The organism is Mesorhizobium sp. P2_D5, assembly GCF_056404355.1.
This window is the reverse complement of sequence record NZ_JBFUEE010000001.1, coordinates 239,554-264,781: the sequence shown is the minus strand read 5'-3', so window position 1 is coordinate 264,781 and position 25,228 is coordinate 239,554. Positions and strand designations below refer to the sequence as shown.

Sequence of the window (25,228 nt, the reverse complement as noted above, 5' to 3'; positions counted from 1 at the left end):
GGAAAGTATCGAAAACCGTAGCTCTTCCCCGTCATCACAGGAGAGCACTCATGAACCGCTTCATCCCCCTTTTCGCAGTCATCGGCATTGTGGCGGCGCCTGCCGCCCAGGCTGGCGAGCTCTGGCGCGCGACGGGCCTTGAACAGCCGGAATCGGCACTGTTCGACGCCGCCAACAACCGCATCATCGTCTCCAACATCGTCGGCAATCCCGGCGATGCCGACGGCAACGGCTATCTCTCGGTGCTGTCCAGCGACGGCAAGACGATCACCCAGCACTGGACCGACGGCATGGACGGCCCCAAGGGCATGGCGATATCGGGCGGCAAGCTCTATGTCGCCGACATCACGAAGGTCCGCGTCGTCGATCTCGCCAGCGGCAAACTTGTTTCGAGCATAGCGGTGCCGAATGCGGTTTTCCTCAACGACATGACAGCGGACCGATCCGGCAAGGTCTATGTGACCGACATGCTGGCCGACGCCATCTACCGCATCGACGGCGACCGGCCGGAGCTATTCGTCAGGGATGCGGCGCTGGCTTCGCCTAACGGCGTCTTCGCCGACGGCAACCGGCTGATCGTCGCCTCCTGGGGCAAGGGCATCAAGCCCGATTTCAGCACGGCGGAGCCGGGCGGGCTGCTGTCGGTCGATCTCGCCAGCAAGGCGGTTTCGCCCTTGCCCGGCGCGCAGAAATTCGCCGATCTCGACGGCGTCATCGCCATCGGCGACACCATCTACGCCACCGCCTACATGACCGGCACGCTCTACCGCTACAGTGCCGGCGCCGCGCCGGAAGTGGTGGCGCATTTCAAGCCCGGCAGCGCCGACATCGGCACCGACGGCAAGTCGACCATTTTCGTGCCGCTGATGAACGAGGGCGAAGTGGCCGCGCTGACACTCGACTGAGGGCTGTCTTCCAGCATTGTTAGCCGGCTCGTCCCGACTTCCAGGCTGGCGTATGGTACGCTGGCCCGGAATAGGCGGCGAAGGAGGTTGATATGGAAGACGGGGAGATTCGCGCGGCTCTGGATCGCCATTGGGCCGCCTCCGATGCGAGCGATTTCGAGGCCGAGCACGAGATTTATCGGGAGGATGCGGTGCTCGTATCGGGCGAGCGCATCCGCGGGCGGCAGAACATTCAATCGTCCCGCGCCGCGCAGCCGAACCGGAAGCGCTTCACGGTGCGGCGGATCACCGGTGCGGGCGACCTCTGGGTCACTGAGTATGTCCTGGCCTATGACGGGCGGCCGTCCTACACAGTGAGCATCATGGAGTTCCTCGATGGCAAGGTGGCCCGCGAGACGCAGTATTTCGGCGATCCGTTCGAGCCGGGGCCTTCGCGCGCGCAATGGGTCGAGCGGATTCCCTGAACCCTGGCCGCCGTAAGGATGGTCATCCGCCGCCCACTCGCACGCCCGGAGCTGCCGAACGATACGGCAGCTCTCGCCCGCTATCTCATTGGCAAGGTGGTGGTGCGGGAGTTGCCGGAAGGCATCGCCAGCGGCCGCATTGTCGAGACCGAGGCCTATGTCGTCGGCGATGGCGCCGGGCATGGCTATCGGGGGATGACCCCGCGCAACCGTTCGCTGTTTCTCGAGCCCGGCCACGCCTATGTCTATGTTGCCTACGGCATCTCATACATGCTGAACGTCTCGAGCGAGATGCAAGGGATCGGGACCGGCGTCCTGATCCGGGCGCTCGAGCCGCTCGAAGGCATCGCCATCATGCGGCTCAATCGCGGCATCGAGCGCTTGCGCGACCTGGCGCGAGGACCGGGAAGGCTTGCCACGGCGTTGCGGATCGATCGTTCGCTCGACGGACTCGATCTCTGCCGGCAAGGCCCGCTGTGGCTCGGACATGGTGAGGACGACGAGCCCGGCGAAATCGGGCAGAGCACCAGGATCGGCATTTCGCGGGACGCGAGCCGCCTGCTGCGATTTTATGTCAGGGGGAGCCCGTTCGTCAGCGGGCCGAGATCGCTCAACGAATAAGGGGACAGCCCCCTGTCTCGACGGACACAAAGCCGGTCGGGATTGGACCGCCATATCGACGGGGCTGCCATCTGGTGCTGCCGTTCGCTCCGAGATATCCGGCTGCACATGAGTGAAGCCGTCAAGACATCCAGCCTGACCGGCGCCGTTTCCCCGATGACCCCGGTGCTGGTATGCGCGTTCGCGATCTTCCTGCTGTCGGGGATGGATGCGGCGATGAAGACGCTGGTTATCGCCGTCGGCGTCTACAACACGGTGCTGTGGCGCAGCATGGTCGCGACTGTTGTCGCCGGTGCAGCTTGGTCCGCAGGGGCGCGCTCAAAGCCAACCGTTGCGGTGCTGCGGCTGCATGCGCTGCGTGCTGCGGTCGTCGGAATCGTCCTGATATGCTTCTTTTGGGGTCTGGCCAGGCTGCCGCTGGCGGAGGCGATCGGGCTCAGCTTCATTGCGCCCCTGTTCGCCCTCTTCCTCGCCGCATTGTTGCTGGGCGAGCGAATCCGGCGCCAGGCGATATGGGCATCGCTAGCCGGCATCGCCGGCGTCGCGATCATAATGGCCGGCCAGTTCGGGCGGGAAAGCTATTCGCACGATGCCATGCTGGGCACGGCGGCGGTGCTCGTATCGACGGTGTTCTACGGCTACAATCTGATCCTGGCGCGGCAACAGGCGCAGTTGGCCAAGCCGATCGAGATCATGTTGTTCCAGAATCTGTGCGTCGCCATTCTCCTCGGCCTCGCCGCGCCGTGGCTCGCGGTGGCACTGCCGACCAACCTTTGGCTTCCCCTGGCCGGGGTGACGGTGCTGTCGCTTGCCGGGCAATTCCTGATGAGCTGGTCCTACGCCCGCGCCGAGGCGCAATATCTGATCCCGACGGAATACTCGGCCTTCATCTGGGCGATCGCGCTTGGCTGGTTCTTCTTCGACGAGGCGGCGACCTGGACCACGCTGACAGGAGCATGCCTGATCGTCGCCGGCTGCCTGATCGCGGCGCGCGCAAACCCGAAGCTGGCCGAGCCGATCGAGGCGACAGTCTGACGGTGCCTGTCGTCAGCCGCGCCGCGCGGCCTCGATCGCGGCGACGTCGATTTTCTTCATGTCCATCATCGCATCAAAGGCGCGCTTTGCTTCATCGCCGCCGGCAGCCATCGCCTCGGTCAGCACGCGCGGCGTGATCTGCCAGGAGACACCCCATTTGTCCTTGCACCAGCCGCACGCGCTTTCCTGGCCGCCATTGCCGACGATGGCGTTCCAGTAGCGGTCGGTTTCATGCTGATCGTCGGTGGCGATCTGGAACGAGAAGGCTTCGTTGTGCTTGAACACCGGCCCGCCATTGAGGCCGAGGCAGGGGATGCCGGCGACCGTGAATTCGACCGTCAACACATCGCCCGCCTTGCCGGACGGATAGTCGCTGGGAGCACGATGGACGGCACTCACCGCGCTGTCGGGAAAAGTCTCGGCGTAGAAGCGGGCTGCAGCCTCCGCATCCTTATCGTACCACAGGCAGATCGTGTTCTTGGCAACTGCCATTGCTTGTCCCTTCCCTTTTGAAACCATTGCGGGCCGGTTTCCCACGCACCCCACGGCGATTCACAGTCAGCCTCGACGGTGCGAACACAGAATGCGCTCATGCCACCGGATGTTCCGCCCACGAAACGATGTCCCTGTGGACGGGTTTTCTGCATTCGGGTCGACCTTGCGTTAGCCAAGGAGGTTGCGCAGCGTCCGCATGAACACCTTCGACCCGATCGGGATCAGGTCGTCCGGAAAATCATAGTCGGGATTGTGCAGCGCCGGGTGCCGTTCGCCGGCGCCAAGGAAGAACATCGCCGATGCCGCCTTGTGGCCGAACACGCCGAAATCTTCCGAGGCGTGCATCGGCAGGTTTTCCTCTCCGTGCGGGACGCCCTCCTCATCGAGCGCTCGCAACAGATGCTCAACCGCCTCCGGCGCGTTGACGCTGGCCACGAACACCTCATGATAGTCCCACCGGGGCGACAGATGATGCTCGGCGGCAATCCGCGTGACCAGGGCTTCCGTGGCGGCGCATAAATTGGCCATGCGGTCGTCGCGCCGGGTGCGTAGCGTCGCCCAAATCTCGGCCTGGCCGGGCGCAATGCCGAACACGGCTTCGCCCATCTCGGCATGGGTGACGGTGACCATGCTGAAGTCGTCGTCGGCAAAGGTTCCGATGCCCAGCGCAGGCAGGGCCGGCATCAATTGGCTGATTGCCACCATGGGCGAGATGCCGGTCTCCGGCATCGACGAATGCGCGGTCTTCCCTTCCAGCACGATGCGCATGCCGCGCGATGCACAGTTCACCACGCCGGTCTTGAGCCGGACCTCGCCGAGCGGCACGCCCGGCAGATTGTGCAATGAGAACGCGAAATCCGGCGCAATCGCGCCGAAGCGCGGATCGGCGACGACGCCGGCCGCGCCATTGCCGGTTTCTTCCGCCGGCTGGAACATCAGCACGACACGGCCGCGAGCCGGCCTCTCGCGCCCCAGCTGACGGCCAAGCGCCGCCAGGATCGCGGTGTGTCCGTCATGGCCACACATATGCGACTTGCCCGGCACGAGCGATGCATGAGGCGCGCCCGAAAGTTCGTGGATCGGCAGCGCATCGAGTTCCGAGCGGAACAACAGCGTCGGTCCCGCCTCGCCGCTTTCGTAGACCGCCGCCACGCCGTGCCCGCCCAAGCCGGTCGGCACCTGGTCCGGTCCCGTATCGGCGAGGAAGTCGACGACCTCTTTGGCCGTCCTCTCCTCCTCATTCGAGATTTCGGGGCGCTGGTGCAGCTGGCGCCGCCATGCCGTGAGCTCGACGATGTCTCGATTGGTCAGGGTCACGTTGTCGGCCTCCGCTTGCGTTCTGCATAACACACGCAACGAAACTTCCGCCAAGGGACAAAGGCGGTCAATCCGGAGCGGGTTGTGCCAGAGCGAGTTCCGGAATGGCGCGCGCCCCGACTACCAGAGTTCAGATGTCGGGATCATCGAGAATGCGAGAGAGCGTGCTGCGCCCAAGCGCACTCATGGCGGGGTTGGTGCGATGGTAATACCAGACGAGACCCATCGCCTGCTGGAATGCCCAAGCCGCACCACGCTGCCACCAAAGGTCCTCAACTTGAAGGCCGCACCGAAAGGTCGCCCTTCGCTCGCGGTCTAGAAGATGCCACGCGACGACCAAATCCAGCGACGGGTCGGCTGGTCCGAAACTGCCACCATCAAGCACTCCGACAAGACGCTCGCCCTGCACGAGAAGGTTTGCTGGGATAAGGTCCTTATGACTCATCACGACAGACCCAGCGGATGGCAACTCGCGGAAGCGAGCCCACAAGTCGCGCAGGCGAGCCACGTCGAGGAAGCCCTCACTGTTTTCAAAGCAAACATTCATCCAATCGTCATGATCGGAGAGATGTCCCCCACGTCCTTGCCCGTCGAAGCGTCGGCCCCGTGTGTCCGCTTGGCGCAACGATGCCACGAGGCGCGCAAGGTCGAGGGCGAACGTCGTCGATCCACTGAGCCCGTGCGGCGTGGCAACCTCGCCTTCGATCCACGTTTGCAATGCCCATGGCATTGGATAGTGAGGACCTGGCTCGCCGAGACCAATCGGTTGAGGCGTCGGAAACAGGCAATGTTCTCCAAGCTCGACCATGGCAGCGGCCTCCGACCGAAGCATATCGACGCATTCGGCCGGACTCATCGCCCGCAGTGGGAACCGCGCAGTGCTCTTGGAGCCAATGCGGAAGATGGCATTGACGGTTCCCGACGATCTGACTGAGGTGATGTCCTCAAGACGATACTGGGGAAACTGATCGCGGATCATCTGGCGGGCGACATCGATGTCGATATCCACCTGATCGTCATGCATCATGAATTCTCGTCCTGCCGAGCTCGGCATGAAGGGCAATAGTTTGGTGGTTTTAGCGAATGCACGGACCAATGTCCGCTTCCAAGTCTTCGCAGTAGATCCCAAAATGTCTGAAACGAGGCACTTTTCAGACAGGCAGCCCAGGGTCGGGAACTTGCGGCTTCCGCTCCAGTCGCCCGACCCGAAACAGGAAGCCGACCCCGCCGCCGCCCAGTCACCATGAGCCAGGACCATCATGAAGTCCGCGCGGCGTATCGAGACGCCTGTCATCGCACACCCCCAGTGAACCCGATGCTAGTCCCGCGTGCCCTCAACACCTAGGGGAAAATAATTCCAAGCCCGATGTGCTATCCTGCGAGAAACAGACGACTGGACCGAACTCGAATAAACCCGCACCGGTTTGCAGACAAGGCGTCCGTGCTTCGGGTACAGTTATGCCGGAAGCGACAATCATCGAAGGAGGCCATCGAGGTGAACGAAGACGCCGCCAGTCCAAGGCCGCTAGCGGAGATTGCCAGCTATCATGCCCATATCTACTACGACGGGCAAAGCGAGCGACAACATGCCGAATGGCTGCGGCTTCGCATCGGAGAGCGGTTCCGCGTGCGCCTGGGCAATTGGCATGAGCAGAAGGTTGGGCCGCATGATCAGGCAATGTACCAGGTCTCATTTGCGAGCGAGATTTTCGCCTCACTCGTCCCGTGGCTGATGCTGAACCATAGGGGGCTCAGCATACTCATCCACCCGAACACGACCAACCCAAGGCGCGACCATCTGGTCGATCCGGTCTGGATAGGCCGGCCGCTGGCCGTGAACGGCGATAGTCTTCCGGACGATCATGAGGCGGAAGAAGCGCTGCCGCCCAACACCAACCCGTCCCTCTCGGCCTAGCAATTCTCGGCGCAAGCGTCCGCGCGGGCGAGGAGAAAGGCGGCTTCCCGCATGTTGCGGGTAAGCGTGGCCGCGGTCTCGAATTCGGAGCGGGCCTCGGCCAGCCGGCCGGCCCGAAACAGGAAGTCGCCCCTCGCCGCCGGCAGTGGCGCATAGTTGCGCAGCGCGGCGGCGTCGGCAATCTCGTCCACCAGCCGCAGGCCGGCTTCGGGCCCGAAGGCCATGCTGTGGGCGATCGCTCGATTGAGATCGACCACCGGTGAGGGCATCACGGCCCGCAGCCGGTCGTAGAGCGCTGCAATGCGGGGCCAGTCGGTATCGGCCGGGCTGCGTGCGCGCGCATGGCAGGCCGCGAGTGCGGCTTGCAGTGCATAAGGGCCATCGCCCCCGAGCGTCTCGGCGCGGGCCAGCGCGTCAAGGCCCCGGCGGATCAGCAGTTGGTCCCAGCGTGCGCGGTCCTGCTCGGTCAGCGGCACCAGGGCACCGTCCGGGCCGATGCGTGCCGGCAGGCGCGATGCCTGGATTTCCATCAGGGCCAGCAGGCCGAACACTTCGGCATCCTCGGGTATCAGCCCCGCCAGCATGGGGCCCAGCCGTTGCGCTTCCCGGCACAGGCCCGGCCGGACAAGATCGTCGCCCACTGTGGCGGCATAACCTTCATTGAAGATGAGGTAGACGACCTCCAGCACCGAGGAGAGCCGCGCCGTGCGTTCGGCGCCGCGCGGCAACTCGAAACTCAATCCGGCCTTGCCGATCGTCCTCTTGGCGCGGACGATGCGCTGGGCGATCGTCGCCTCAGTCGAGAGGAAGGCACGGGCGATCTCGTCCGTCGTCAGACCGCCGATGACACGCAGCGTGAGCGCGGCGCGGGCGTCGGCCGAAAGCACGGGATGGCAGGCCGTGAAAATGAGGCCAAGCAGCTCGTCGCCTAGATCGTCGTTCATGGCCGCTTCGATCATCCCGGGCGTGTCGTCGACCTCGCCGTCCAGCTCGCGCGCGATCTCCTCATGCTTGCGCGCGCATCTTGTCGCGACGGGTCGCGTCGATGGCGCGGCGCTTGGCCACCGTCATCAGCCAGGCACCGGGATTGGCCGGAACGCCGGTACCGGGCCATTGCGACAGGGCAATGACCAGGGCGTCCTGCGCCAGTTCCTCAGCACGGTCGACATTGCGCACGACGCGGGCCAGACCCGCGATGAGCCGGGCCCGTTCAATGCGAAAAATCGCTTCGATCGCCTGGTGCGTCTCGCCTGCTGTCATGTCGCCGCATTGTCGGCCAAAGTCACAAGGCAGGCAAGCAGGCTACGGCCGACAGTCGCTAGGGCCGCTGAGCTTCGCGCGGGTCCGGTCATGAATTTCCATGACCTCCGGCGTCAGCTACTCCTGCCAATCAGCCATCTCGTACAACGGCCGGATTTCGATCTCGCTCGGTCCCGGCATGGGATTGGGGCAGCGCTTCACCCAGGCGACCGCCTCGTCCATATCCTTGACTTCCCACAGCCAGAAGCCCGCGACCAGCTCGCGGGTCTCGGCGAAAGGCCCGTCGATGACCCTGCGGCCGGGACCATCGAATGCAATACGCTTGCCTTCCGAGGAGGGTTTGAGGCCATCGGCGGTAAGCAGGATGCCGGCATTGCGCAGCTCGTCATTGTACCTGCCCATCGCCTCCATCATCGCTGTCGTCTCGGGCGTGGGGACAAAGCCCTTTTCGCTGTCTTCGGTCGCCTTCACAAACACCATCACGCGCATCGTCTGTCTCCTGTTTTGAGCCTGCCTCATCGGCCTCGCATCGAAACGACGAATGGGGTTTACGGAAATCGACATCGTCCCGCAAATTTCTTCGACGGTTGAGGCGCAAGGCGCGCAGGCCGCTTCCGGGCCAGGGATCGAAGTCGGCAATGGTCAAAAGCCGGAAGCGGACACCCGAAGAGAAATGGCTGCGAGCCGCTAGCCCCCCAGGCCTGGCTCGGCAGGTCGCGATACATACTCGGGAAACTCCGCCGCGCCTAGGCTCAGGGCCTTCACCATGAGAAGGCCGTCATCAAAGAAGCCGTTTCGAACATAAAACTGGTGCGTGGGTTCCTTGCCAAGCACCATGGCGATACGAAAGACAGCGCATCCAGTCCGCTCGCCCTCCGCCTCGATCCACGCCATCAGCCTGCTGCCCGTGCCAAGGCGGCGCAGCGTCGTGTCGACCACCACATGGTCGGCTTCGATGTACTTCCCGCACCAGAGCTGAATGCCCGTCCAGAAGCCGGAAACACCCACCATCCGATCGCCGACATAGGCCGCGATACAGCGGTAGTTGCCCTGCGCGAGCATTGCCGAGAGCCGTTTCCGAAACGCTGCTTCGTCCAGGTGCGAGTGGCTCAGCCGGTACACCGGATAGATCGAGAGCATCTCATCGAGCCCATTGAGTTCACGAATAACCACCTCGTCGGCCACGACAGCTCTCCTCCCCTGTCGTTCCACTTTGCGGTCGATCCCGGCTGCGGTCCAGTGGGATCATCCAAATCGGGGGATTGAGCCAGTGGCCGCTTCGGGACAAAAGCGGGGCCTGGCGATCGGCGCTGACGGCGGACAAGTTTCAACTGACCAAGTGGCTCCCGGCCGGCAAGTCCCGACCACTACTGCGTCTCTCGTTTCCCGTTCAGCTGCGCCCGCGCATCCCGGATCGAGGCGGCATAGGTCACCAGCGGCCGCTTGACGCCGTGGTTGATCAGCATGCGCCGTGTCTGCGGCGAGGCGCCCGATATGATGAAGCGGACACCGGCGCGCCTGGCCTTGTGGGCGGCGCCCTCGATGACATTGGCCGCGGTCGAATCGAGGAACGGCACGGCCGAGCAGTCGAGGATGAAATTCCTGCGCTGGTCGGCGATGCGGTCGAGCACGGTGCCGACAGTCGATGCGGCGCCGAAGAAGAAGGCGCCGGAGATGCGGTAGACGACGGTGTCGACGTCGCTTGCCTCGCTGGCATCATAGGCGCTGCCGCTGCTGTCTGCGACATCCTCCTGGACCAGCGGCAAGTCGGCCTCGACCGCGATCGACTTGGCCATGCGGTCGATGAACAGGATCGACCCCAGCACGAAGCCGACGACGATGCCTTCGGTCAAGTCGCGGAAGACGACGAGCAGGAAGGTCACCATCAGCACCAACGCGTCGCCGCGCGACGCGCGCAGCAGCGTGGCGAAAGCCTGCTTCTCGAACATGTTCCAGCACACCACCGCCAGAACGCCGGCAAGGGCGGCAAGCGGGATGTAGCTGGCGAGCGGCGCGGCCACCAGCATCAGCGCAAGCAGGATGGCGGAGTGGATCATGCCAGAAATCGGTCCATGCGCGCCGGCCCGCACATTGGTCGCCGTGCGGGCAATGGTGCCGGTGGCGCAGATGCCGCCAAACAGGGCCGAGGCGATGTTGGCGAAGCCTTGCGCCACCAGCTCACAGTTGGAACGGTGCCGCCGCCCGGTCATGCCGTCGGCGACGACCGCCGACAGCAGCGATTCGATCGCGCCGAGCAAGGCAAAGGCTATGGCATCCGGCAGCACGTCAATCATCCTGCCCAGGCTGACCGGCGGCAAGGCAGGCATTTGCAGGCTGCGTGGGATGCCGCCGAAGCGGGTGCCTATCGTCTCCGCCGGCAGCGCAAACAGCGCCACGACCAGCGACGCCAGGCCGATGGCGATGAGCATGGCGGGCCATGTCGGCCGCCAGCGCTTCAGGCCGGCGATAGTGACGATGGTCAACACCGCCACGAAGGTCGCGGCGAGGTTGATGGTGCCGGCCGCCTCACCGATCGCCATCAGCTTCGGCACCAGCGGTCCAGGCTCCTTGCCGGCAAGTTTCAGTCCGAACAGTTCGACGATCTGTCCTGAAAAGATGATGACGGCGATGCCGGCGGTGAAGCCGACCGTCACTGGATAGGGGATGAACTTGATGTAGGTGCCGAGGCGGAGATAGCCGATGGCGAGCAAGAAAACGCCGGCCATCATGGTCGCCAGCAACAGCCCGTCGACGCCGACCCGGGCCACCGTTGCTGCCACCAGCACGATGAAGGCGCCGGCGGGCCCACCGATCTGGAAGCGGCTGCCGCCGAGCGCCGAAATGATGAAACCGCCGATGATCGAGGTGTAGAGGCCACGCTCCGGCGTCACGCCCGAGGCAATCGCGATCGCCATCGACAGCGGCAACGCGACGATGGCGACGGTCAGGCCGGACATGAAGTCGGCCTTGAACTGCGGCAGATGGTAGCCCTCGCGCCAGACCGTCACCAGCTTTGGCGTGAACAATTCGGAAAATGTCGGCTTCACCGACCTCTGGGCCGACTTCTGGGCCGATTGATGCACTGCCCGCTGCGCCTGATCCATGGACTGGTTTCCGCTCCAGAAGGCGGCGGGATCGTCGGCAGGACTGTCGGCGGTCGCCGTCGCGACTTTATGCCGGCTCAGCTTTTGAATCCGGCGGCACGACAGGCTTGAGGCGCACGCCCCTGCCGCCGCGCTCGCTGGTCTGGTTCTCGCCGATCAGCTCCACCCCGGCCTCATCGAGAGCCTGGATGACCTTCATCAGCGTATCGACCACGCCCCTGACCACTCCGTCGCTCGCCTCCATCCGCTGGATGGTCGGAAGCGAAACCCCGGCGCGTTCGGCGAGCGACTTCTGATCGATGCCGGCCAGCGCCCTTGCGGCGCGCATCTGCGCGGCAGTGATCATCGGCCGAAATCCCCGTCTGAGTCTGCGGCCATAGCGTATAATACCATCATTGTGATGTTTCAAGCATCAACATGAATGTCTGAGACGTAAGCGCCTGTTTGTCCATTTTGTCAGATACTTCCTGGGGACTTCGAGCTAGGGTGTTCCATCTGGGGCAGGGGGTAGCGCGGTTGAATGTTCTCAGGAGCTTCATGACATCGGCATGCGTGCTGTCGGTGGTTCTTTTGCTGGCAGGCTGCGGGCATGGGCTGATCAACCGACTGATTTGATTTCTGCTCGGGGCCGTCAATCTCCAATTTCGCTTTCGTCGTTCAGGCGCCGTCCGCGTCCTTGCTGCAACGCGCGGGCCGCCAACCAGCACAGCATTGCCCAGGCGAAGCCGGCGCACCAGCCGGCCAGCACATCCGACGGCCAGTGGACGCCGAGATAGATGCGGCTGACGCCGACCAGCAGCGTCACCAGCACGGCGAGCGACAACACATAGATCTTCGTCACCCTTCCCGGCAGGAAACTCGCCGCCAGAGAGCCGAGCGTCAGATAGGTCACCGCCGATAGCATGGCGTGACCGCTCGGAAAGGACAGCGAGGTTTCGTTGACCAGATGCGAAACGAGTTCGGGCCGCGGCCGGTCGACACCGAGTTTGAGCAGGCTCGACAGCACCTGGCCACCCGCCACCGCGACGAAGATAAGCAGCGCCGTTGCCGGCCGGCGGATCAACAACAAATAGACGATCGTCGCCGCCGTGATCAGCACCAGCACGGCCGAGCTGCCGAGGCTGGTGATGTCGCGCATGGCGCCCTCCAGCCAAAGCGGACCGATCGGCACACCCGGCTGGCCCGGCTGGCGGAAGGCGAGCAGGATTTCGGTGTCGAAGGCGTGCGGCGTGGTGGCCCGCGCCACCTCCATCAACTCCTCGAACCCCCACAGGCAGCCGGCGATGACCAAGCCGGCCAGCAGCACCGGGAATTCGACCCGGTTCAGCAGTGCATTGGCGGCGTTCTTCATCGGCAACTGGCCCGTTACAACCGCCCTTGCAGATAGGGTCCGAGCGTGATCAGCGCCACGGCGGCGATCGCCAGCGCGATGCCGGTCGCCTGCAGCGTGTTGACGCGCTCGCCGAAGAACATCAGGGCGACGACATTCACCGAGACCAGCTGGATGACGGCCGAGAGACTGAACGACACCGACATGCCGAATTCGCGGATCAACCGCAGCATGATCAGATTGCCCAGCGAATAGAGCGCCAGCGTCAGCAGGATCTTGCCAAGGCTCGGCGCCATGCCCCACTGCTTGGCCGCCATCGCCGCCAGCAGGAAGATCACCGTCGAAAAGCCAAGCTGCAGCAACCCCGAAAAACTCAACGTCCTGTCCCCTCTCGAAGCGGATCGCGCCGCGTGTATCGCGGACTTGTTTCCGAAGCGCGCCGGGACGTCAAGCGACGTTGATCAAACGAAGGCCTTGGCAACCGCAAGATCGAAGCTCAAAGTGCCGGTATCGCCCAGGCTGTCGATTGAAGGGCGGTCGGGGGCCATGATTCGCATTCTGCAAAACTTGTTGCGACGCTGGAGCGAGCTTTCTCTCGCGTTGCAATTCCTCGTTGCCGGCGGCTTTGGCCTTCTGGCCGTCATGCTGGTGGTGGGCGCCTGGGTGACGACACAGATCCGGGACGGCGTCATCCGCAATTCGGCTGCCACGACGGCGCTCTATGTCGACAGCGTGATTGCGCCGCTGCTGCCCGACCTGCGCAAGAGCCAGGAACTCAGCGATAGCGTCAAACAAGCGCTCGATGAGACGCTCGGCCAGGGCGCACTCGGCAAGCGCATCGTATCGTTCAGGCTCTGGCGCCGTGACGGCATGGTTCTCTATGCGAAGGAGGCGGGTTTGATCGGTCACCGCTTCGATCTGAGCCCCGGGCTGCGTTCCGCCTTCCAGGGCAATGTCGTCGCCCAATTCGATACGTTCGACGAGAACGAAAGCCAGGCGGAGGCGATCGGCTTGCCGTTGCTCGAGATCTACAATCCCGTGCGCGAGCCGTGGTCCGGCGAAGTGGTGGCCGTCACAGAATTCTATGAGGTCGCCGACGACTTCAAGACCACCCTGGCTTCCGCTCTGTTGTCAAGCTGGCTGATCGTGGCCGGCGCGACCCTGGCGGCATTTGTGCTCCTGTCCGGCATCGTCCTGCGTGGCAGCCGCACCATCGACGACCAGCGCGGGGCGCTGCGCCGCCAGGTGTCGGAGCTGCAGGGCCTGGTTGCGCAAAACAACGCCTTGCGGGTTCGCGTGCAGCGGGCGTCCCGCCGCGCCACCGCGCTCAATGAAAGATACCTGCGCCGCATCGGCGCCGACCTGCATGACGGTCCGGCCCAACTCGTCGCGCTGGCGGCGCTGCGCATGGACAGTCCGGTATTTTCCGGCGATGGCCATTCGAGCGAAAGCCGCTCGACCGAGGTTGCGATGATCCGCAAGACGCTGGAGGATGCGATGCGCGAAATACGCGGCATCTGCACAGGCCTCGTCCTGCCGCAGATCGAGACCGCTGCCACAACGGACATCCTGCGGCTGGCCGTCAACGAACACGAGATGAGGACAGGGACGTCGGTGACACTCACGCTGGCCGGACACTTGCCAGAGCCCGGTGCCTCCGAGAAGATCAGCATCTATCGTTTCGTGCAGGAAGGGTTGAACAATGCCTATCGCCACGGGCGAGGCAAGGATCAGGCGGTGAGTGCGGGGATGAAAGGCAGCAGGCTTTTCGTTGAAGTCTCGGACGGCGGGCCGGGCTTCGATCCGGCACGCGTCGAGGGTCTCGGGCTCGCCGGGCTCAGAGAGCGGGTCGAAAGCATTGGCGGCCAGTTTGAAACCTTGACCGGGCCGCACGGCACGCGATTGGTGATCCGCCTATCGGTCGAGGAGCAAGCATGATCGGCGCCATTCGCATTGCCATTATCGACGACCATCCCCTCTTTCGCGAGGGCGTGACGCGCAGCCTGACGGAAATCGGCGGCTTCGAGATGGTTGGCGAGGGCGCCACGGCGCAGGATGCCGAGCGCATCGTCTCGACCGTACGGCCGGACATTCTGCTGCTCGATATCTCCATGCCGGGCGGCGGTCTGACCGCGGTTGCAGGCATCCTCGCCAGCCATCCCGCCCAGAAGATCGTCATGTTGACCGTTTCGGAGGCCAATGCCGACGTGACCAGGGCCCTGAACGCCGGGGTGCGTGGCTATGTCCTCAAGGGCGTCGGGTCGCGCGCGCTCGCAGACATCCTGCACAGTGTGGCGGCCGGGGAAAGCTATCTTTCGCCTACGCTGTCGGCCCGCCTGCTTTCGGATCTCCAGTCCCTGCAGCCGACCGACGGCATAGTGGACCGGCTGCGGCAACTCACTGAGCGACAAGCAGAAATTCTGCGACTGGTGGCGGAGGGCCTAAGCAACAAGGAAGTTGCCTTGCGGCTGGAGCTGCAGGAGAAGACCGTCAAGCATCACATGACCGGCGTGCTGTCGAAGCTCAATGTGCGAAACCGCACCGAAGCAGCCTTGATGATGCGTGAGTCGCGCGACCGGGACCGGAACCATTCGTAGAGGCCTCGGCCATCCCGAGCGCGGCTCACCGTTTCACGGAAACGCCGAACAGCTCTATCAGGCGCGCTTTAAGTCTTTGTCGTTGCCTCTGCTTCTGGGCGACACGCATCAGGCGGAAACCGGGTGACAAAAGAGAGGTCACCTCCGCCGGGGGCGGCGGAGGTGACGTGTGAAGCCGGCCGTTGCCTGTTGGCCAACCTCACAACGCTTTAAGGCGGCTGAAATCCGCCGGCGTGGCTCCGCGATCGATGATCGTGCGCCCGAGCGAATCCTCCATCCTGAAACGGCCATTCTCGATCTTTTCCATTATGCCGTCGGGATGCTGGACCGTGATCGTCTTGCCCTCCACGTCGACCTCGTCACCGGTCTTGGCGTTGACATGACGACCGTTGCCATTTTCGTTCTGCCCCTGGTCGGATTTGGAGTTGCCGCTGGCGGTTCCGCTATTTCCTTTGCCGTTTCCGTCGCCGGCGCCGTTGTTTCCGTTACCGCTGCTATTGCCGCTGTTTCCGTTACCGTTACCGCCGCTATTGCCACTGTTGCCGTTTCCATTGCCGCCGCTGTTGCCGCCGTTGCCGTTGCCGCCGCTGTTGCCACCGTTTCCGCCGCCGCCTCCACCATTACCACCGCCACCGCCATTGCCGCCGCCACCCTTGCCGGCCTGTGCGCTAGCGGCGTGGATTCCAGGAGCGGAGCCGTGGAGGTCAATCTGATAGGGAGCGATGGTCAGCGCCAGCGCGGCCGCCGATCTGAGCGCCAGCCGGCAACATCGGGTCGTGATCGATCTATGCATGGTGATCTCCGTCGATTGAGCTGGCGTGCCACCGTCGACGTTGGAGTTGCACCAGCATCGCCGAAAGAAAAGATACCCGAAAGCCGTATCCGACCGTTGCGCTTGTCACCCAGGACCTTTGCAAGCGCAAGATTGGACTAAAGTCCCAAGCTTGTGCTAATATATACCTTGTATGGACGGCGGCGACCGCCATCGCCGACTGGAAGCTGGCTTACCTGATGCCGCCGAACATCAAGTCACCTCCGCCGGGGGCGGCGGAGGTGACTTGTCAAACTGATCGTTCCCCGGTTGACCTGCTTCACAGGGCCTTCTGCTTCACAAGGCCCGAAGACGACTGATGTCGTTTGCAGTCGCCGGACGTTCGACAATCGTGCGGCCGAGCGCATCCTTCATCTGGAAACGGCCGTTCTCGATCTCTTCCGTGATGCCGTCGGGATGCTCGACCTCGATTGTGTTGCCGTCTACTTCGACCCTGTCGCCGGTTTTCGCATTGACGTGATCTCCATCATCGTCGTGACCTTTGCCGACCCCGGAATTGCCGGCTGCGCCGTGATCGTCGCCGGCGCCATTGTCTCCGCCAGCGTTTCCGGAGTTACCGTTTCCGTTGCTGCTGTTGCCACTGCCGCCGCTCCCGCCGCTGCCGTTTCCACCGCCGCCACCGCCACTGCCATGTCCGCCATCCTTGGCATGCGCGCTTGCGGCGACGATGCCTGGACCAGAGCCGTGGAAAGCGAGTTGATAGGGGGCGATGGCCAGCGCCAGTGCCGAGGTCGCCCTCAGCGCCAGCCAGCAACAGCGGGTCGCGATCGATCTGCGCATCCTGGTCTCCTCTTCGATCAGGCAGGCGGATTTCAGGCAGGCGGATTTCACCGCCGGCGTTTTCGCAAGGGACCCACCATCGCCGACATGGCGGCCTCGCGTAACCGGCCCACGACCGATGCGGTGCCGCCAAGGGACCTTTGCCGGACCTGACAAGGGACCTTTGTCCCAGTGTTACGTGCTGCTCGCAGAGTGCATAGCCGACGTCTCAGAATGCTGTCGCGGCAGAAAGGCTTTTGATGTCACGAAAATGTGATCAGGTGACTATAAGGGGGGCTGAAGAGGCAACACGCTCCAGCCACCCGCAAAGCCAGAGGCAAGCCAGATGACCGAACATCGCTCCCCCGACGCCAAATTCCGCACCAGCCTGCTCGAAGAAAACGCCGGGCCGGCCACCAATCCCACCGACAACCGCACTATGGGCGAGATCATCGCCGCGCGGTTCTCGCGCCGTGGTTTCCTGAAAGGCTCGCTGGCCGTCTCGGCGATCGCCGCCACCGTCAGCCCGCTGGCGCTGGTCAGCGCCGACCAGGCCCGGGCCGCCGAAGGCTCCGCCTTCGCGTTCGACGAGCTGGAGGCCGGCATCGACGACAAGCACCATGTCGCGCCGGGCTACGATGCCGATGTGCTGTTGCGCTGGGGCGATCCGTTGTTTGCCGATTCGCCGGAGTTCGACCCGACCAAGCAATCGGCGCAGGCGCAGGCAAAACAGTTCGGCTACAACAACGACTATGTCGGCTACATCGCGATCGACGGTTCGGCCGAACACGGCCTGCTGGTCGTCAACCACGAATACACCAACCCGCATCTGATGTTCCCGGGCATCGTCAAGATCGTCGAGAAGGACGGCAAGAAGTCGGCCGACGTCGCACCGCTCAGCAAGGAACAGGTCGATGTCGAGATGGCGGCGCATGGCGGCACCATCGTCGAGATCCGCAAGGACGGCGGCAAATGGCAGGTGGTGCGCGACGGCAAGCTCAACCGCCGCGTTACTTCCAACACCGAAATGGCGCTGTCCGGCCCGGTTGCCGGCCATGACCGCGTCAAGACCAATGCCGACCCGTCCGGCACGAAGGTTTTGGGCACCTTCAACAATTGCGCCGGCGGCGTCACGCCGTGGGGCACCTATGTGATGGCGGAGGAGAACATCCACGGCTATTTCTCCGGTGAATTGCCCGAGGGCCACAAGGAAGCCGCCAACTACAAGCGCCTCGGCATTCCCGAAGGCGCCTATGAATGGGCGGCGCACTATGACCGCTTCGACCTGGCCAAGGAGCCGAACGAGGCCAACCGCTTCGGCTGGATCGTCGAGGTCGATGTCAACGATCCGACCTCGACGCCGAGGAAGCGCACCGCTATGGGCCGCTTCAAGCACGAGGGCGCCGAATCGATCGTCGCCAAGGATGGCCGCGTCGTCTTCTATCTCGGCGACGACGAGCGCTTCGACTATGCCTACAAGTTCGTCACCAGCGGTAAGTTCAATCCCAATGACCTCGCGGCGAACAAGGATCTGCTCGACGACGGCACGCTGCATGTCGCCAAGTTCGTCGAAGACGGCTCCGTCGAATGGCTGCCGATCGTCTTCGGCCAGGGACCGTTGACCGCCGAAAACGGCTTTGCAAGCCAGGCCGACGTGCTGATCGAGACACGACGCGCCGCCGACCTGCTCGGCGCCACCAAGATGGACCGCCCAGAGGACATCCAGCCCAATGCCGTCAACGGCAAGGTCTATGTCATGCTGACCAACAATTCGAAGCGCAAGGCAGACCAGGTCGATGCCGCCAACCCGCGCGCCGAAAACGCTTTCGGCCACATCATCGAGATCGCCGAGGACGGCGGCGATTTCACTGCCACCAAGGGCAAGTGGGAAGTGCTTTTGAAATGCGGCGATCCGGCGGTGGCCGATGTCGGCGCCACCTTCTCGACGGCGACGACGGCCAATGGCTGGTTCGGCATGCCCGACAATTGCGCGGTCGATTCAGCCGGACGCCTGTGGGTCGCCACCGACGGCCAGAGCCCAAAGACCACCGGCCGCACCGATGGACTGTGGGCGGTCGACACCGAAGGCTCGGCGCGGGCAACCTCGAAACTGTTCTTCCGCGTGCCGATCGGCGCCGAAATGTGTGGTCCGCTGTTCGCCCCTGACGATCAGACCGCCTTTGTCGCCGTCCAGCATCCGGGTGACGGCGGCGAGGACTGGGAAGCGTTCGGCCGCCCATCCTACTATGAGGACCTGTCGACGCGCTGGCCCGACTTCAAGCCCGACATGCCGGTGCGGCCGGCGGTCGTCGCCATCACCAGACAGGGCGGCGGCAAGATCGCGGTATAATATCAAGCACCGCAATCTCAGGGAGGGGTTTCAGCGAGCCGAAGCCCCTCCTTTTTTGCGTCAATCATTCAAGCCACGGGAAAGATTGGCAATTTACACATGGCGCCCTAGGTCTTTACCAGGAGATTGCCATGCCGAAGTCCGTTTATGACCGTGGCCTGCTCAAACCTGCCGAAGTCGCCACCTTGCAACGTGTGTTCGACGAAGCCTGCCGGCGCCGTGAAGCGCATCCCGAATCGGCCGAGGCGCGCGAACTGGCTCTCACCCTGCTGGCGCTGCACAATGCCGGCATGGTGGAAGAGGACATGCTGATGAAGGCTGTCGGCTTCCGTAGGCTTGAGCCCAAGTCAGCGTGAAGCGCCGGATGGGTCGGAAGTGCCAGCGGAACTGGCAATCCGTTTGGTGATCGCCTTGGCCATGATGCCGGCATTGGCGAAGCAGCCGCGAATGCTCGGCCGCATGCCGGTGAACCACAGGCCGGGCAATTTTGGATCGGCTTGCCCGCCGTTGAAGAGCGGAACGCCCTTTTTGTCGAGGACGCCGAGCTTGCCGACCATGGGCTCCAGGCCGGTGCGGTAGCCTGTCGCGGCAATGACGATGTCGGGATGGATCAGGTTGCCATTGGCAAGGATCACGCCGTCGCGAGCGAATTCCCGTATCGCCGGCACCACAACGATCTTGCCGGCCTTGATGGCGCTGACGGCGCCGTCATCGGCGGCGATCGCGGTATAGTCCGAGGTCAGGCGGCTGGCGCCACCCGAAGGCGCGGGCGGCATGCCGAATTTGGTCAAGTCGCCGAAAACCAGGCGCTGCGCCGCCGCCATCACCGCATCGGCGACCCGCAAGGGCAAGCGCGCCATGAACGGCGAAAGCCGATGCACGGCGATCTTGCCGATCCGCTTGGGCAGCAGCACGGGGCCGTTGCGGGCCGACAGCCAGATGGCGGCCGTGTTTATGCCGGCCAGATGATTGAGCGTATCGAAGCCCGAATTGCCGGCGCCGACGACCAGCACTTTCTTGCCGGCATAGTCCCGTGCGTCGCCGAAATCCGCCGCGTGGATGATGCGGCCGGCGAAACCCGTCATGCCTTTCCATTCGGGAATGAAGGGCTGCCTGTCGCGGCCGGTGGCGATGACGACATGGCGGGCCAGGCGCAGTCCGGCGCTGGTCAGCAGCGCCCAGTGATCGCCCTTGAAGACGATTTCTTCGACAGCAACGCCAAACTGCACCGGGAGCCGGTTCTCCTCCCTGAAATCATTCATATGGCGGATGACGACAGTCTTATGCGGAAAGGCAGGCGTGCCCTGGGGATAGGCAAGACCGGGCAAAGAAGACAGATCGCGATGGGTGTTGAGATGCAATTGCCGATGCCGCCGGTGCCAGGGCTCGGCCAGGCGGCCTTCCTTTTCCAGGATCGCCGTGGGCACGCCGGCGTTCATCAAGGCATGTGCGACGGCCAGCCCGGCGGCACCGGCGCCGACGACGATCGCCGGCTCGACCGGTTCGTTCGTCACCGGTCTGATGGTCGTTTCAGCCATTCCTTCTTTGATCTCCATTCGACCCTTCCGACGCCACGCTTCCCGTGGTCGCCAAGGGAGGCCGCGGCGGCTCGATCCTGCGGTTGATTCATATATCGCGAATCGAACCCGAATTTCGAGCATGCGCCGTCCGCGATTGCGCACTATATGGCATATGCGCGATATCAGCGGTAATCAGGTCGCGGCAATGTGATTGATTCGAGGCCCTGGGGCTGGCGGGTCTCTGCTATTCCCCCACGTGCATGCCCGAAATCGAGTCGATTTCCGGGGTCATGCGCAGAATCAAAGTGTTACAGCACCTTTGCGCGTCCTGGGCGCGGCGCTGTAGGCGGCTCGCGGAATTTCGACCATGCCCTCCTTGCGGATCTATTTGGACAAAATCCTTGAGGACGTCGCGCCAAAGGTGGCGCGGCAGAGGCTGACCCATGTCGAGCGCCTGGCGCTTGTTCGCCGCCATGGTGACTTCTCGCTTGCCTATTCGACCGCCGTGCAAGGCAAGCTTTCCTATTTCGGCGACGCCGACGGCTACATCGCCTTCGGCACCAAGATGGGGCGCCATTTCGCGCTCGGCGATCCCGTGGTGGCTCCAATGTTGCGGCCCGATTACATCAGACGCTTCGTCGAAACCGCCGGCAGCCCGTGGTTCGTGCAGATCGGCGAGGAGACGGCGCGGGTGCTGGCCGGGCTCGGCTACAAGATCAATCGCCTCGGCATCGACACCCGCCTCAACCTGCCCGACCATGATTTTTCCGGAAAGCGCAACGAGACCGTACGCTATTCCGAGCGCTGGCTGTTGAAGAAGGGATTTTGGTTCGACGAGGACAAGCGGACTGTCCACCTCGACGAAATCGCCCGGCTTTCCGAAAACTGGCGCGGCGACCGCATCGTCAAACGCTGGGAGATGGGCTTTCTCAACCGCCACTTCGCCGACCATCTCGGCACCGACATGCGCCGTTTCGTCCTGCACGGCCCCGATGGCGGACTGGTCGCACTGCTCGACTTCGACCCGCTGTTTCGCGACGGCAAGGTGATCGGCTACACCACGGCGTTCAAGCGCAAGCATATCGACGCCTCGCCGCACGCCGAGATCGGCCTGACCAAATTCGCCGTCGACCGTTTCCGCGAGCAAGGCATCTCGGTAGTCACGCTCGGCCTGTCGCCGATGCTCGATGTGGTCCCGAGCGGGTTTGCCGAAAGCGATTTCTGGCGCAATGCCTTCCAGCGCGCCTACTCTTCGCCATGGGTCAACCGCCGCAGGTTCAACCTGCAAGGCCAGGCGGCGTTCAAGCGCCGCTTCCACGGTGTCGAGGAGCCGGTCTACATCGCCTTTCGCAAGGGGACTTATGTGGAGATGCTGGGGCTGCTGCGGCTGGTCAAGGCGATCTAATCGGTCAGTTCCTTAGCCGGTAACCGGTCCTGAAGATCCAGGCGACGATCGCTATGCAGACCAGCAGAAAGACGATCGTCATGCCGAGGCTGACGCCGACCGAGACATCGGACTTGCCGAAAAAGCTCCAGCGGAACCCGCTGATCAAATAGACGACCGGGTTGAACAGCGTCACAGTGCGCCAGATGCCGGGCAGCATGTCGATCGAATAGAAGCTGCCGCCGAGGAAGGTGAGCGGCGTGATGATCAGCAGCGGCACCAGCTGCAATTGCTCGAAGCTCTTCGCCCAGATGCCGATGATGAAACCGAACAGGCTGAAGGTCACCGCCGTCAGCACCAGGAAGGCAACCATCCAGAACGGGTGCTGGATGGTCAGTGGGACGAACAGCGAGGCGGTGGCCAGGATGATCAGGCCAAGCAGGATCGACTTGGTCGCCGCACCGCCGACATAGGCGATGACGATCTCCAGATAGGAGACCGGCGCCGACAGGAGCTCGTAGATCGAGCCGACGAATTTCGGGAAGTAGATGGCGAAGGAGGCGTTGGAGATCGACTGCGTCAGCAGCGACAGCATGATCAGCCCCGGTACGATGAAGGCGCCGTAGCTGATGCCGTCGATCTCGGTGATGCGCGAGCCTATGGCTGAGCCGAAGACGACGAAATAGAGCGATGTCGAGATGACCGGCGAGACGATGCTCTGCAGCACGGTGCGGAAGGCACGCGCCATTTCCATCCGGTAGATCGCCCATACCGCACGCAGGTTCATGGCTCTCTCCTCACCAGATTGACGAAGATCTCCTCGAGCGAACTGTTTTGCGTGTCGATGTCGCGGAATTGGATGCCGCCGGCCTCGAGATCGCGGATCAGCGAGGCGACGCCCGGCCGCTCGGCCTGATTGTCATAGGTGTAGGTCAGCTGCCCGCCATCCGGCGACAGCTCCAGCGCATAGCGCGAGAAGGTTTCGGGAATGGCCATCAGCGGGCTGCGCAGCTCCATCACCAGCCGCTTGCGGCCGAGCTTGTGCATCAGTTCGGCCTTGTTCTCGACCAGGATGATCTCGCCACGGTTGATGACGCCGACGCGGTCGGCCATCGCCTCGGCTTCCTCGATATAGTGGGTGGTGAGGATGATGGTGACGCCGTCCTCGCGCAGCCGACGCACCATCGCCCACATGTCCTGGCGCAGTTCGACATCGACGCCGGCGGTCGGCTCGTCGAGGAACAAGACGCGCGGCTCATGCGACAGCGCCTTGGCGATCATTAGCCGGCGCTTCATCCCGCCCGAGAGCGTAATCGCCTTGGCGTCCCTCTTTTCCCATAGCGACAGATCGCGCAGCACCTTCTCGACGAAGGCCGGGTTGGCCGGCTTGCCGAACAGGCCACGGCTGTAATTGACAGTCGCCCAGACGCTCTCGAAGGCGTCGATGGTCAGTTCCTGCGGCACCAGGCCGATCAGGCTGCGCGCGGCGCGGTAGTCCCTGTTGATGTCGTGACCGTCGACGGTGACGGTGCCCGACGAACGATTGACGATGCCGCATACGATCGAGATCAACGTCGTCTTGCCGGCGCCGTTGGGGCCGAGCAGCGCGAAGATCTCGCCGCGCTCGATATCGAGGTTGACTTCCTTGAGCGCGGTGAAGCCGGTGGCGTAGGTCTTGGAGACCCCGGAAATGGACAGGATGGAGGGCATGGCTGAAAACGGCTGCTTGAGGGAGGTCCCCTGATATAGGCTGAATGTCGGTGCGTGCAACCGCAAGTCGACGCCGCTGCTGACAGTTCTCGACAGTGCAGGCCGGCCAGTGCGAGCCGGCGGAAGTTCCGACACGGCAGCAGCACGCGCATGCGTCATCTTGCCCGGACGCTGCGGCGTTCCGCCTCGCGGCGGGACGCCGCTTTGACCGACAGGCGCGACGGGCTTACTCTTGCCACATTAGAAGCAGCCGGAGCCCACCATGGACCCGCTCATCCTGTCGCGCATGCAATTTGGCGCGAATATTTCGTTCCACATCCTGTTTCCGACGATCACCATTGCGCTTGGCTGGGTGCTGCTGTTCTTCAAGCTCCGCTACAACGCGACAAACGATTCCGCCTGGATGCGCGCCTATTTCACCTGGGTGAAGGTGTTCGCATTGTCCTTCGCCATGGGCGTGGTGTCAGGCGTCACCATGAGCTTCCAGTTCGGCACCAACTGGCCGGGCTACATGGAAAAGGTCGGCAACATTGCCGGGCCGCTGCTGGCCTACGAGATCCTCACCGCCTTCTTCCTCGAAGCGGCCTTCCTCGGCATCATGCTGTTCGGCTTCCGCCGCGTCTCCAACCGCATCCACACGCTGGCGACGGTGCTGGTGGCAGGCGGCACGACCCTCTCGGCGTTCTGGATCATCGCGCTCAATTCCTGGATGCAGACGCCGGCCGGCTTCGAGATACGCGATGGCGTCGCGCACGCCGTCGACTGGTGGGCGATCGTCTTCAACCCGTCGATGCCCTACCGGCTGGTCCATATGCTGCTCGCCTCCGGCCTGACGGTGTCGTTCCTGATCGCCGGCCTGTCGGCGCTGCGCTATCTCTATGGCGACCGCTCGGAATCGATGTGGAAGGCGCTGCGCACCGGCGTCTTCACCGCGGCGATCCTGATCCCGATCCAGATCTTCGCCGGCGACCAGCACGGGCTGAACACGCTGGAGCACCAGCCGCAGAAGATCGCCGCCATGGAGGCCAACTGGAACACCGGCCCCAACGTGCCGCTGGTGCTCTTCGCCCTGCCCGACGAGGCGGCGAAGGAAAACAGGTTCGAGATCGCCATTCCCGACGGCGCCAGCCTGGTGCTGCGGCACCGCACCAGCGGCGTGGTGCCGGGGCTGAACGACTATCCAGGCAACCATCCTCCGGTCTTTCCGATCTTCTGGAGCTTCCGCATCATGGTCGGCACGGGACTGCTGATGCTTGCGGTTTCCTGGTCGGCCGCCTTCTTCCTCAAGCGCCGGCACAGCCTGCCGAGGCCGCTCGCCATGCTGATGGTGCCGATGGCGCTGTCGGGCTGGCTGGCGACGCTGGCCGGCTGGTACACCACCGAGATCGGCCGCCAGCCCTGGCTGGTGACGGGCGTGCTGAAGACCGCCGACGCGGTCGGGCCGGTGGCGGGCAGCCATGTCGCGCTGACGCTGGCCATCTACCTCATCCTCTATGTGCTTTTGCTGATCGCCTATCTCGGCGTGCTGGTGCACCTGGCGCTGAAGGCGGCGAAGGACGGCGATTCATCGCCGCTGCCGGGCGTGATGAACGCTGCCCTGTCGCAGCCGGCGGCCGGCGAGTGAGGAGAA

Annotated in this window: 27 protein-coding genes; 11 read left to right on the top strand and 16 right to left on the bottom strand. The window is 63.7% G+C overall.

All coding sequences use genetic code 11. The features are described from left to right. Window positions 1-50 precede the first annotated feature (50 nt). From AC1DYW_RS01255 to AC1DYW_RS01240, 4 genes are all read left to right on the top strand, one after another. Window positions 51-905: an SMP-30/gluconolactonase/LRE family protein gene (locus tag AC1DYW_RS01255; RefSeq protein ID WP_477224840.1), complete on the top strand. Its 855-nt coding sequence runs from the start codon at window positions 51-53 to the stop codon at window positions 903-905. A gap of 92 nt (window positions 906-997) precedes the next feature. Further along, window positions 998-1,369 (top strand): nuclear transport factor 2-like protein, encoded by a 372-nt coding sequence (locus AC1DYW_RS01250; protein WP_477224839.1) that lies wholly within the window; start codon window positions 998-1,000, stop codon window positions 1,367-1,369. 18 nt (window positions 1,370-1,387) lie between these two features. Further along, on the top strand, window positions 1,388-1,990 hold the full coding sequence (locus AC1DYW_RS01245; RefSeq protein WP_477224838.1) for a DNA-3-methyladenine glycosylase: 603 nt from the start codon (window positions 1,388-1,390) through the stop codon (window positions 1,988-1,990). A 108-nt stretch (window positions 1,991-2,098) separates the two neighbouring features. Further along, window positions 2,099-3,025 carry a DMT family transporter gene (locus AC1DYW_RS01240; RefSeq protein ID WP_477224837.1) on the top strand — a complete coding sequence of 309 codons (927 nt, stop codon included), beginning with the start codon at window positions 2,099-2,101 and terminating at the stop codon, window positions 3,023-3,025. Between the two features lie 12 nt (window positions 3,026-3,037). Here AC1DYW_RS01240 and AC1DYW_RS01235 read toward each other — a convergent pair whose 3' ends face one another. The 3 genes from AC1DYW_RS01235 to AC1DYW_RS01225 form a co-directional block, all read right to left on the bottom strand. After that, the gene (locus AC1DYW_RS01235) at window positions 3,038-3,517 is read right to left on the bottom strand and encodes a VOC family protein (protein ID WP_477224836.1); all 480 of its coding nucleotides are present in this window, start codon (window positions 3,515-3,517) and stop codon (window positions 3,038-3,040) included. A 171-nt stretch (window positions 3,518-3,688) separates the two neighbouring features. Continuing rightward, window positions 3,689-4,837: an amidohydrolase gene (locus tag AC1DYW_RS01230; protein ID WP_477224835.1), complete on the bottom strand. Its 1,149-nt coding sequence runs from the start codon at window positions 4,835-4,837 to the stop codon at window positions 3,689-3,691. A gap of 130 nt (window positions 4,838-4,967) precedes the next feature. Then, on the bottom strand, window positions 4,968-6,131 hold the full coding sequence (locus AC1DYW_RS01225) for an aminoglycoside phosphotransferase family protein (protein WP_477224834.1): 1,164 nt from the start codon (window positions 6,129-6,131) through the stop codon (window positions 4,968-4,970). A 201-nt stretch (window positions 6,132-6,332) separates the two neighbouring features. Here AC1DYW_RS01225 and AC1DYW_RS01220 point away from each other — a divergent pair, with 201 nt between their 5' ends. Then, entirely contained in the window at window positions 6,333-6,752 is a 420-nt protein-coding gene (locus AC1DYW_RS01220; protein ID WP_477224833.1) for a DOPA 4,5-dioxygenase family protein, read from the top strand. On the opposite strand, the gene AC1DYW_RS01215 is transcribed toward AC1DYW_RS01220, so the two are convergent. From AC1DYW_RS01215 to AC1DYW_RS01180, 8 genes are all read right to left on the bottom strand, one after another. After that, complete coding sequence (locus AC1DYW_RS01215; protein ID WP_477224832.1) at window positions 6,749-7,696, bottom strand: RNA polymerase sigma factor; 948 nt, start codon at window positions 7,694-7,696, stop codon at window positions 6,749-6,751. The two genes, AC1DYW_RS01220 and AC1DYW_RS01215, sit on opposite strands and share 4 nt — an antisense overlap. 61 nt (window positions 7,697-7,757) lie before the next feature. Beyond that, window positions 7,758-8,012: a sigma factor gene (locus AC1DYW_RS01210; RefSeq protein ID WP_477224831.1), complete on the bottom strand. Its 255-nt coding sequence runs from the start codon at window positions 8,010-8,012 to the stop codon at window positions 7,758-7,760. A gap of 117 nt (window positions 8,013-8,129) precedes the next feature. After that, complete coding sequence (locus tag AC1DYW_RS01205; RefSeq protein ID WP_477224830.1) at window positions 8,130-8,501, bottom strand: YciI family protein; 372 nt, start codon at window positions 8,499-8,501, stop codon at window positions 8,130-8,132. 198 nt (window positions 8,502-8,699) lie between these two features. Beyond that, window positions 8,700-9,197 carry a GNAT family N-acetyltransferase gene (locus AC1DYW_RS01200; protein ID WP_477224829.1) on the bottom strand — a complete coding sequence of 166 codons (498 nt, stop codon included), beginning with the start codon at window positions 9,195-9,197 and terminating at the stop codon, window positions 8,700-8,702. Between the two features lie 182 nt (window positions 9,198-9,379). Next, window positions 9,380-11,116 (bottom strand): SulP family inorganic anion transporter, encoded by a 1,737-nt coding sequence (locus AC1DYW_RS01195; RefSeq protein ID WP_477224828.1) that lies wholly within the window; start codon window positions 11,114-11,116, stop codon window positions 9,380-9,382. Between the two features lie 67 nt (window positions 11,117-11,183). Then, window positions 11,184-11,462 (bottom strand): helix-turn-helix domain-containing protein, encoded by a 279-nt coding sequence (locus AC1DYW_RS01190; protein WP_477224827.1) that lies wholly within the window; start codon window positions 11,460-11,462, stop codon window positions 11,184-11,186. A 285-nt stretch (window positions 11,463-11,747) separates the two neighbouring features. After that, complete coding sequence (locus AC1DYW_RS01185; protein WP_477224826.1) at window positions 11,748-12,467, bottom strand: phosphatase PAP2 family protein; 720 nt, start codon at window positions 12,465-12,467, stop codon at window positions 11,748-11,750. Window positions 12,468-12,481: 14 nt separating this feature from the next. Further along, window positions 12,482-12,823 carry a hypothetical protein gene (locus AC1DYW_RS01180; RefSeq protein ID WP_477224825.1) on the bottom strand — a complete coding sequence of 114 codons (342 nt, stop codon included), beginning with the start codon at window positions 12,821-12,823 and terminating at the stop codon, window positions 12,482-12,484. A gap of 169 nt (window positions 12,824-12,992) precedes the next feature. Here AC1DYW_RS01180 and AC1DYW_RS01175 point away from each other — a divergent pair, with 169 nt between their 5' ends. Both AC1DYW_RS01175 and AC1DYW_RS01170 read left to right on the top strand, forming a co-directional pair. Further along, the gene (locus tag AC1DYW_RS01175) at window positions 12,993-14,384 is read left to right on the top strand and encodes a sensor histidine kinase (RefSeq protein WP_095083842.1); all 1,392 of its coding nucleotides are present in this window, start codon (window positions 12,993-12,995) and stop codon (window positions 14,382-14,384) included. Then, window positions 14,381-15,043, top strand: a complete 663-nt coding sequence (locus AC1DYW_RS01170; RefSeq protein ID WP_477224824.1) for a response regulator — start codon at window positions 14,381-14,383, stop codon at window positions 15,041-15,043. The genes AC1DYW_RS01175 and AC1DYW_RS01170 overlap by 4 nt, the downstream gene beginning before the upstream one ends. Before the next feature lie 199 nt (window positions 15,044-15,242). Here the strand turns inward: AC1DYW_RS01170 and AC1DYW_RS01165 are convergent, their stop codons facing one another. Further along, window positions 15,243-15,836, bottom strand: coding sequence for a hypothetical protein (locus AC1DYW_RS01165; RefSeq protein WP_477224823.1), 594 nt, complete (start codon window positions 15,834-15,836; stop codon window positions 15,243-15,245). 315 nt (window positions 15,837-16,151) lie between these two features. Continuing rightward, window positions 16,152-16,655, bottom strand: coding sequence for a hypothetical protein (locus AC1DYW_RS01160; protein WP_095084369.1), 504 nt, complete (start codon window positions 16,653-16,655; stop codon window positions 16,152-16,154). Between the two features lie 325 nt (window positions 16,656-16,980). Here AC1DYW_RS01160 and AC1DYW_RS01155 point away from each other — a divergent pair, with 325 nt between their 5' ends. Together AC1DYW_RS01155 and AC1DYW_RS01150 are read left to right on the top strand one after the other, a co-directional pair. After that, a complete protein-coding gene (locus AC1DYW_RS01155; protein WP_477224822.1) occupies window positions 16,981-18,984 on the top strand; it encodes a PhoX family protein in 2,004 nt (667 codons plus the stop codon). A gap of 131 nt (window positions 18,985-19,115) precedes the next feature. Further along, window positions 19,116-19,340: a hypothetical protein gene (locus AC1DYW_RS01150; protein WP_477224821.1), complete on the top strand. Its 225-nt coding sequence runs from the start codon at window positions 19,116-19,118 to the stop codon at window positions 19,338-19,340. On the opposite strand, the gene AC1DYW_RS01145 is transcribed toward AC1DYW_RS01150, so the two are convergent. Next, window positions 19,332-20,522, bottom strand: a complete 1,191-nt coding sequence (locus AC1DYW_RS01145; protein WP_477224820.1) for a flavin-containing monooxygenase — start codon at window positions 20,520-20,522, stop codon at window positions 19,332-19,334. The genes AC1DYW_RS01150 and AC1DYW_RS01145 overlap by 9 nt on opposite strands. A 349-nt stretch (window positions 20,523-20,871) precedes the next feature. On the opposite strand from AC1DYW_RS01145, the gene AC1DYW_RS01140 reads away from it, so the two are divergent. Then, window positions 20,872-21,909, top strand: coding sequence for a phosphatidylglycerol lysyltransferase domain-containing protein (locus AC1DYW_RS01140; protein ID WP_477224819.1), 1,038 nt, complete (start codon window positions 20,872-20,874; stop codon window positions 21,907-21,909). 4 nt (window positions 21,910-21,913) lie between these two features. Here AC1DYW_RS01140 and AC1DYW_RS01135 read toward each other — a convergent pair whose 3' ends face one another. Next, complete coding sequence (locus AC1DYW_RS01135; RefSeq protein WP_457151288.1) at window positions 21,914-22,675, bottom strand: ABC transporter permease; 762 nt, start codon at window positions 22,673-22,675, stop codon at window positions 21,914-21,916. Continuing rightward, a complete protein-coding gene (locus AC1DYW_RS01130) occupies window positions 22,672-23,598 on the bottom strand; it encodes an ABC transporter ATP-binding protein (protein WP_457151289.1) in 927 nt (308 codons plus the stop codon). The genes AC1DYW_RS01135 and AC1DYW_RS01130 overlap by 4 nt, the downstream gene beginning before the upstream one ends. Before the next feature lie 262 nt (window positions 23,599-23,860). Here AC1DYW_RS01130 and AC1DYW_RS01125 point away from each other — a divergent pair, with 262 nt between their 5' ends. Then, a complete protein-coding gene (locus tag AC1DYW_RS01125) occupies window positions 23,861-25,222 on the top strand; it encodes a cytochrome ubiquinol oxidase subunit I (RefSeq protein WP_457151290.1) in 1,362 nt (453 codons plus the stop codon). Window positions 25,223-25,228: the final 6 nt, after the last annotated feature.

Coding starts and splice junctions, on each gene's coding strand:
- AC1DYW_RS01255 (WP_477224840.1), top strand. CDS start 51: ATGAACCGCTTCATCCCCCTTTTCGCAGTCATCGGCATTGTGGCGGCG.
- AC1DYW_RS01250 (WP_477224839.1), top strand. CDS start 998: ATGGAAGACGGGGAGATTCGCGCGGCTCTGGATCGCCATTGGGCCGCC.
- AC1DYW_RS01245 (WP_477224838.1), top strand. CDS start 1,388: ATGGTCATCCGCCGCCCACTCGCACGCCCGGAGCTGCCGAACGATACG.
- AC1DYW_RS01240 (WP_477224837.1), top strand. CDS start 2,099: ATGAGTGAAGCCGTCAAGACATCCAGCCTGACCGGCGCCGTTTCCCCG.
- AC1DYW_RS01235 (WP_477224836.1), bottom strand. CDS start 3,517: ATGGCAGTTGCCAAGAACACGATCTGCCTGTGGTACGATAAGGATGCG.
- AC1DYW_RS01225 (WP_477224834.1), bottom strand. CDS start 6,131: ATGACAGGCGTCTCGATACGCCGCGCGGACTTCATGATGGTCCTGGCT.
- AC1DYW_RS01215 (WP_477224832.1), bottom strand. CDS start 7,696: ATGAACGACGATCTAGGCGACGAGCTGCTTGGCCTCATTTTCACGGCC.
- AC1DYW_RS01210 (WP_477224831.1), bottom strand. CDS start 8,012: ATGACAGCAGGCGAGACGCACCAGGCGATCGAAGCGATTTTTCGCATT.
- AC1DYW_RS01205 (WP_477224830.1), bottom strand. CDS start 8,501: ATGCGCGTGATGGTGTTTGTGAAGGCGACCGAAGACAGCGAAAAGGGC.
- AC1DYW_RS01195 (WP_477224828.1), bottom strand. CDS start 11,116: ATGGATCAGGCGCAGCGGGCAGTGCATCAATCGGCCCAGAAGTCGGCC.
- AC1DYW_RS01190 (WP_477224827.1), bottom strand. CDS start 11,462: ATGATCACTGCCGCGCAGATGCGCGCCGCAAGGGCGCTGGCCGGCATC.
- AC1DYW_RS01185 (WP_477224826.1), bottom strand. CDS start 12,467: ATGAAGAACGCCGCCAATGCACTGCTGAACCGGGTCGAATTCCCGGTG.
- AC1DYW_RS01175 (WP_095083842.1), top strand. CDS start 12,993: ATGATTCGCATTCTGCAAAACTTGTTGCGACGCTGGAGCGAGCTTTCT.
- AC1DYW_RS01170 (WP_477224824.1), top strand. CDS start 14,381: ATGATCGGCGCCATTCGCATTGCCATTATCGACGACCATCCCCTCTTT.
- AC1DYW_RS01165 (WP_477224823.1), bottom strand. CDS start 15,836: ATGCATAGATCGATCACGACCCGATGTTGCCGGCTGGCGCTCAGATCG.
- AC1DYW_RS01160 (WP_095084369.1), bottom strand. CDS start 16,655: ATGCGCAGATCGATCGCGACCCGCTGTTGCTGGCTGGCGCTGAGGGCG.
- AC1DYW_RS01155 (WP_477224822.1), top strand. CDS start 16,981: ATGACCGAACATCGCTCCCCCGACGCCAAATTCCGCACCAGCCTGCTC.
- AC1DYW_RS01150 (WP_477224821.1), top strand. CDS start 19,116: ATGCCGAAGTCCGTTTATGACCGTGGCCTGCTCAAACCTGCCGAAGTC.
- AC1DYW_RS01145 (WP_477224820.1), bottom strand. CDS start 20,522: ATGGCTGAAACGACCATCAGACCGGTGACGAACGAACCGGTCGAGCCG.
- AC1DYW_RS01140 (WP_477224819.1), top strand. CDS start 20,872: ATGCCCTCCTTGCGGATCTATTTGGACAAAATCCTTGAGGACGTCGCG.
- AC1DYW_RS01135 (WP_457151288.1), bottom strand. CDS start 22,675: ATGAACCTGCGTGCGGTATGGGCGATCTACCGGATGGAAATGGCGCGT.
- AC1DYW_RS01130 (WP_457151289.1), bottom strand. CDS start 23,598: ATGCCCTCCATCCTGTCCATTTCCGGGGTCTCCAAGACCTACGCCACC.
- AC1DYW_RS01125 (WP_457151290.1), top strand. CDS start 23,861: ATGGACCCGCTCATCCTGTCGCGCATGCAATTTGGCGCGAATATTTCG.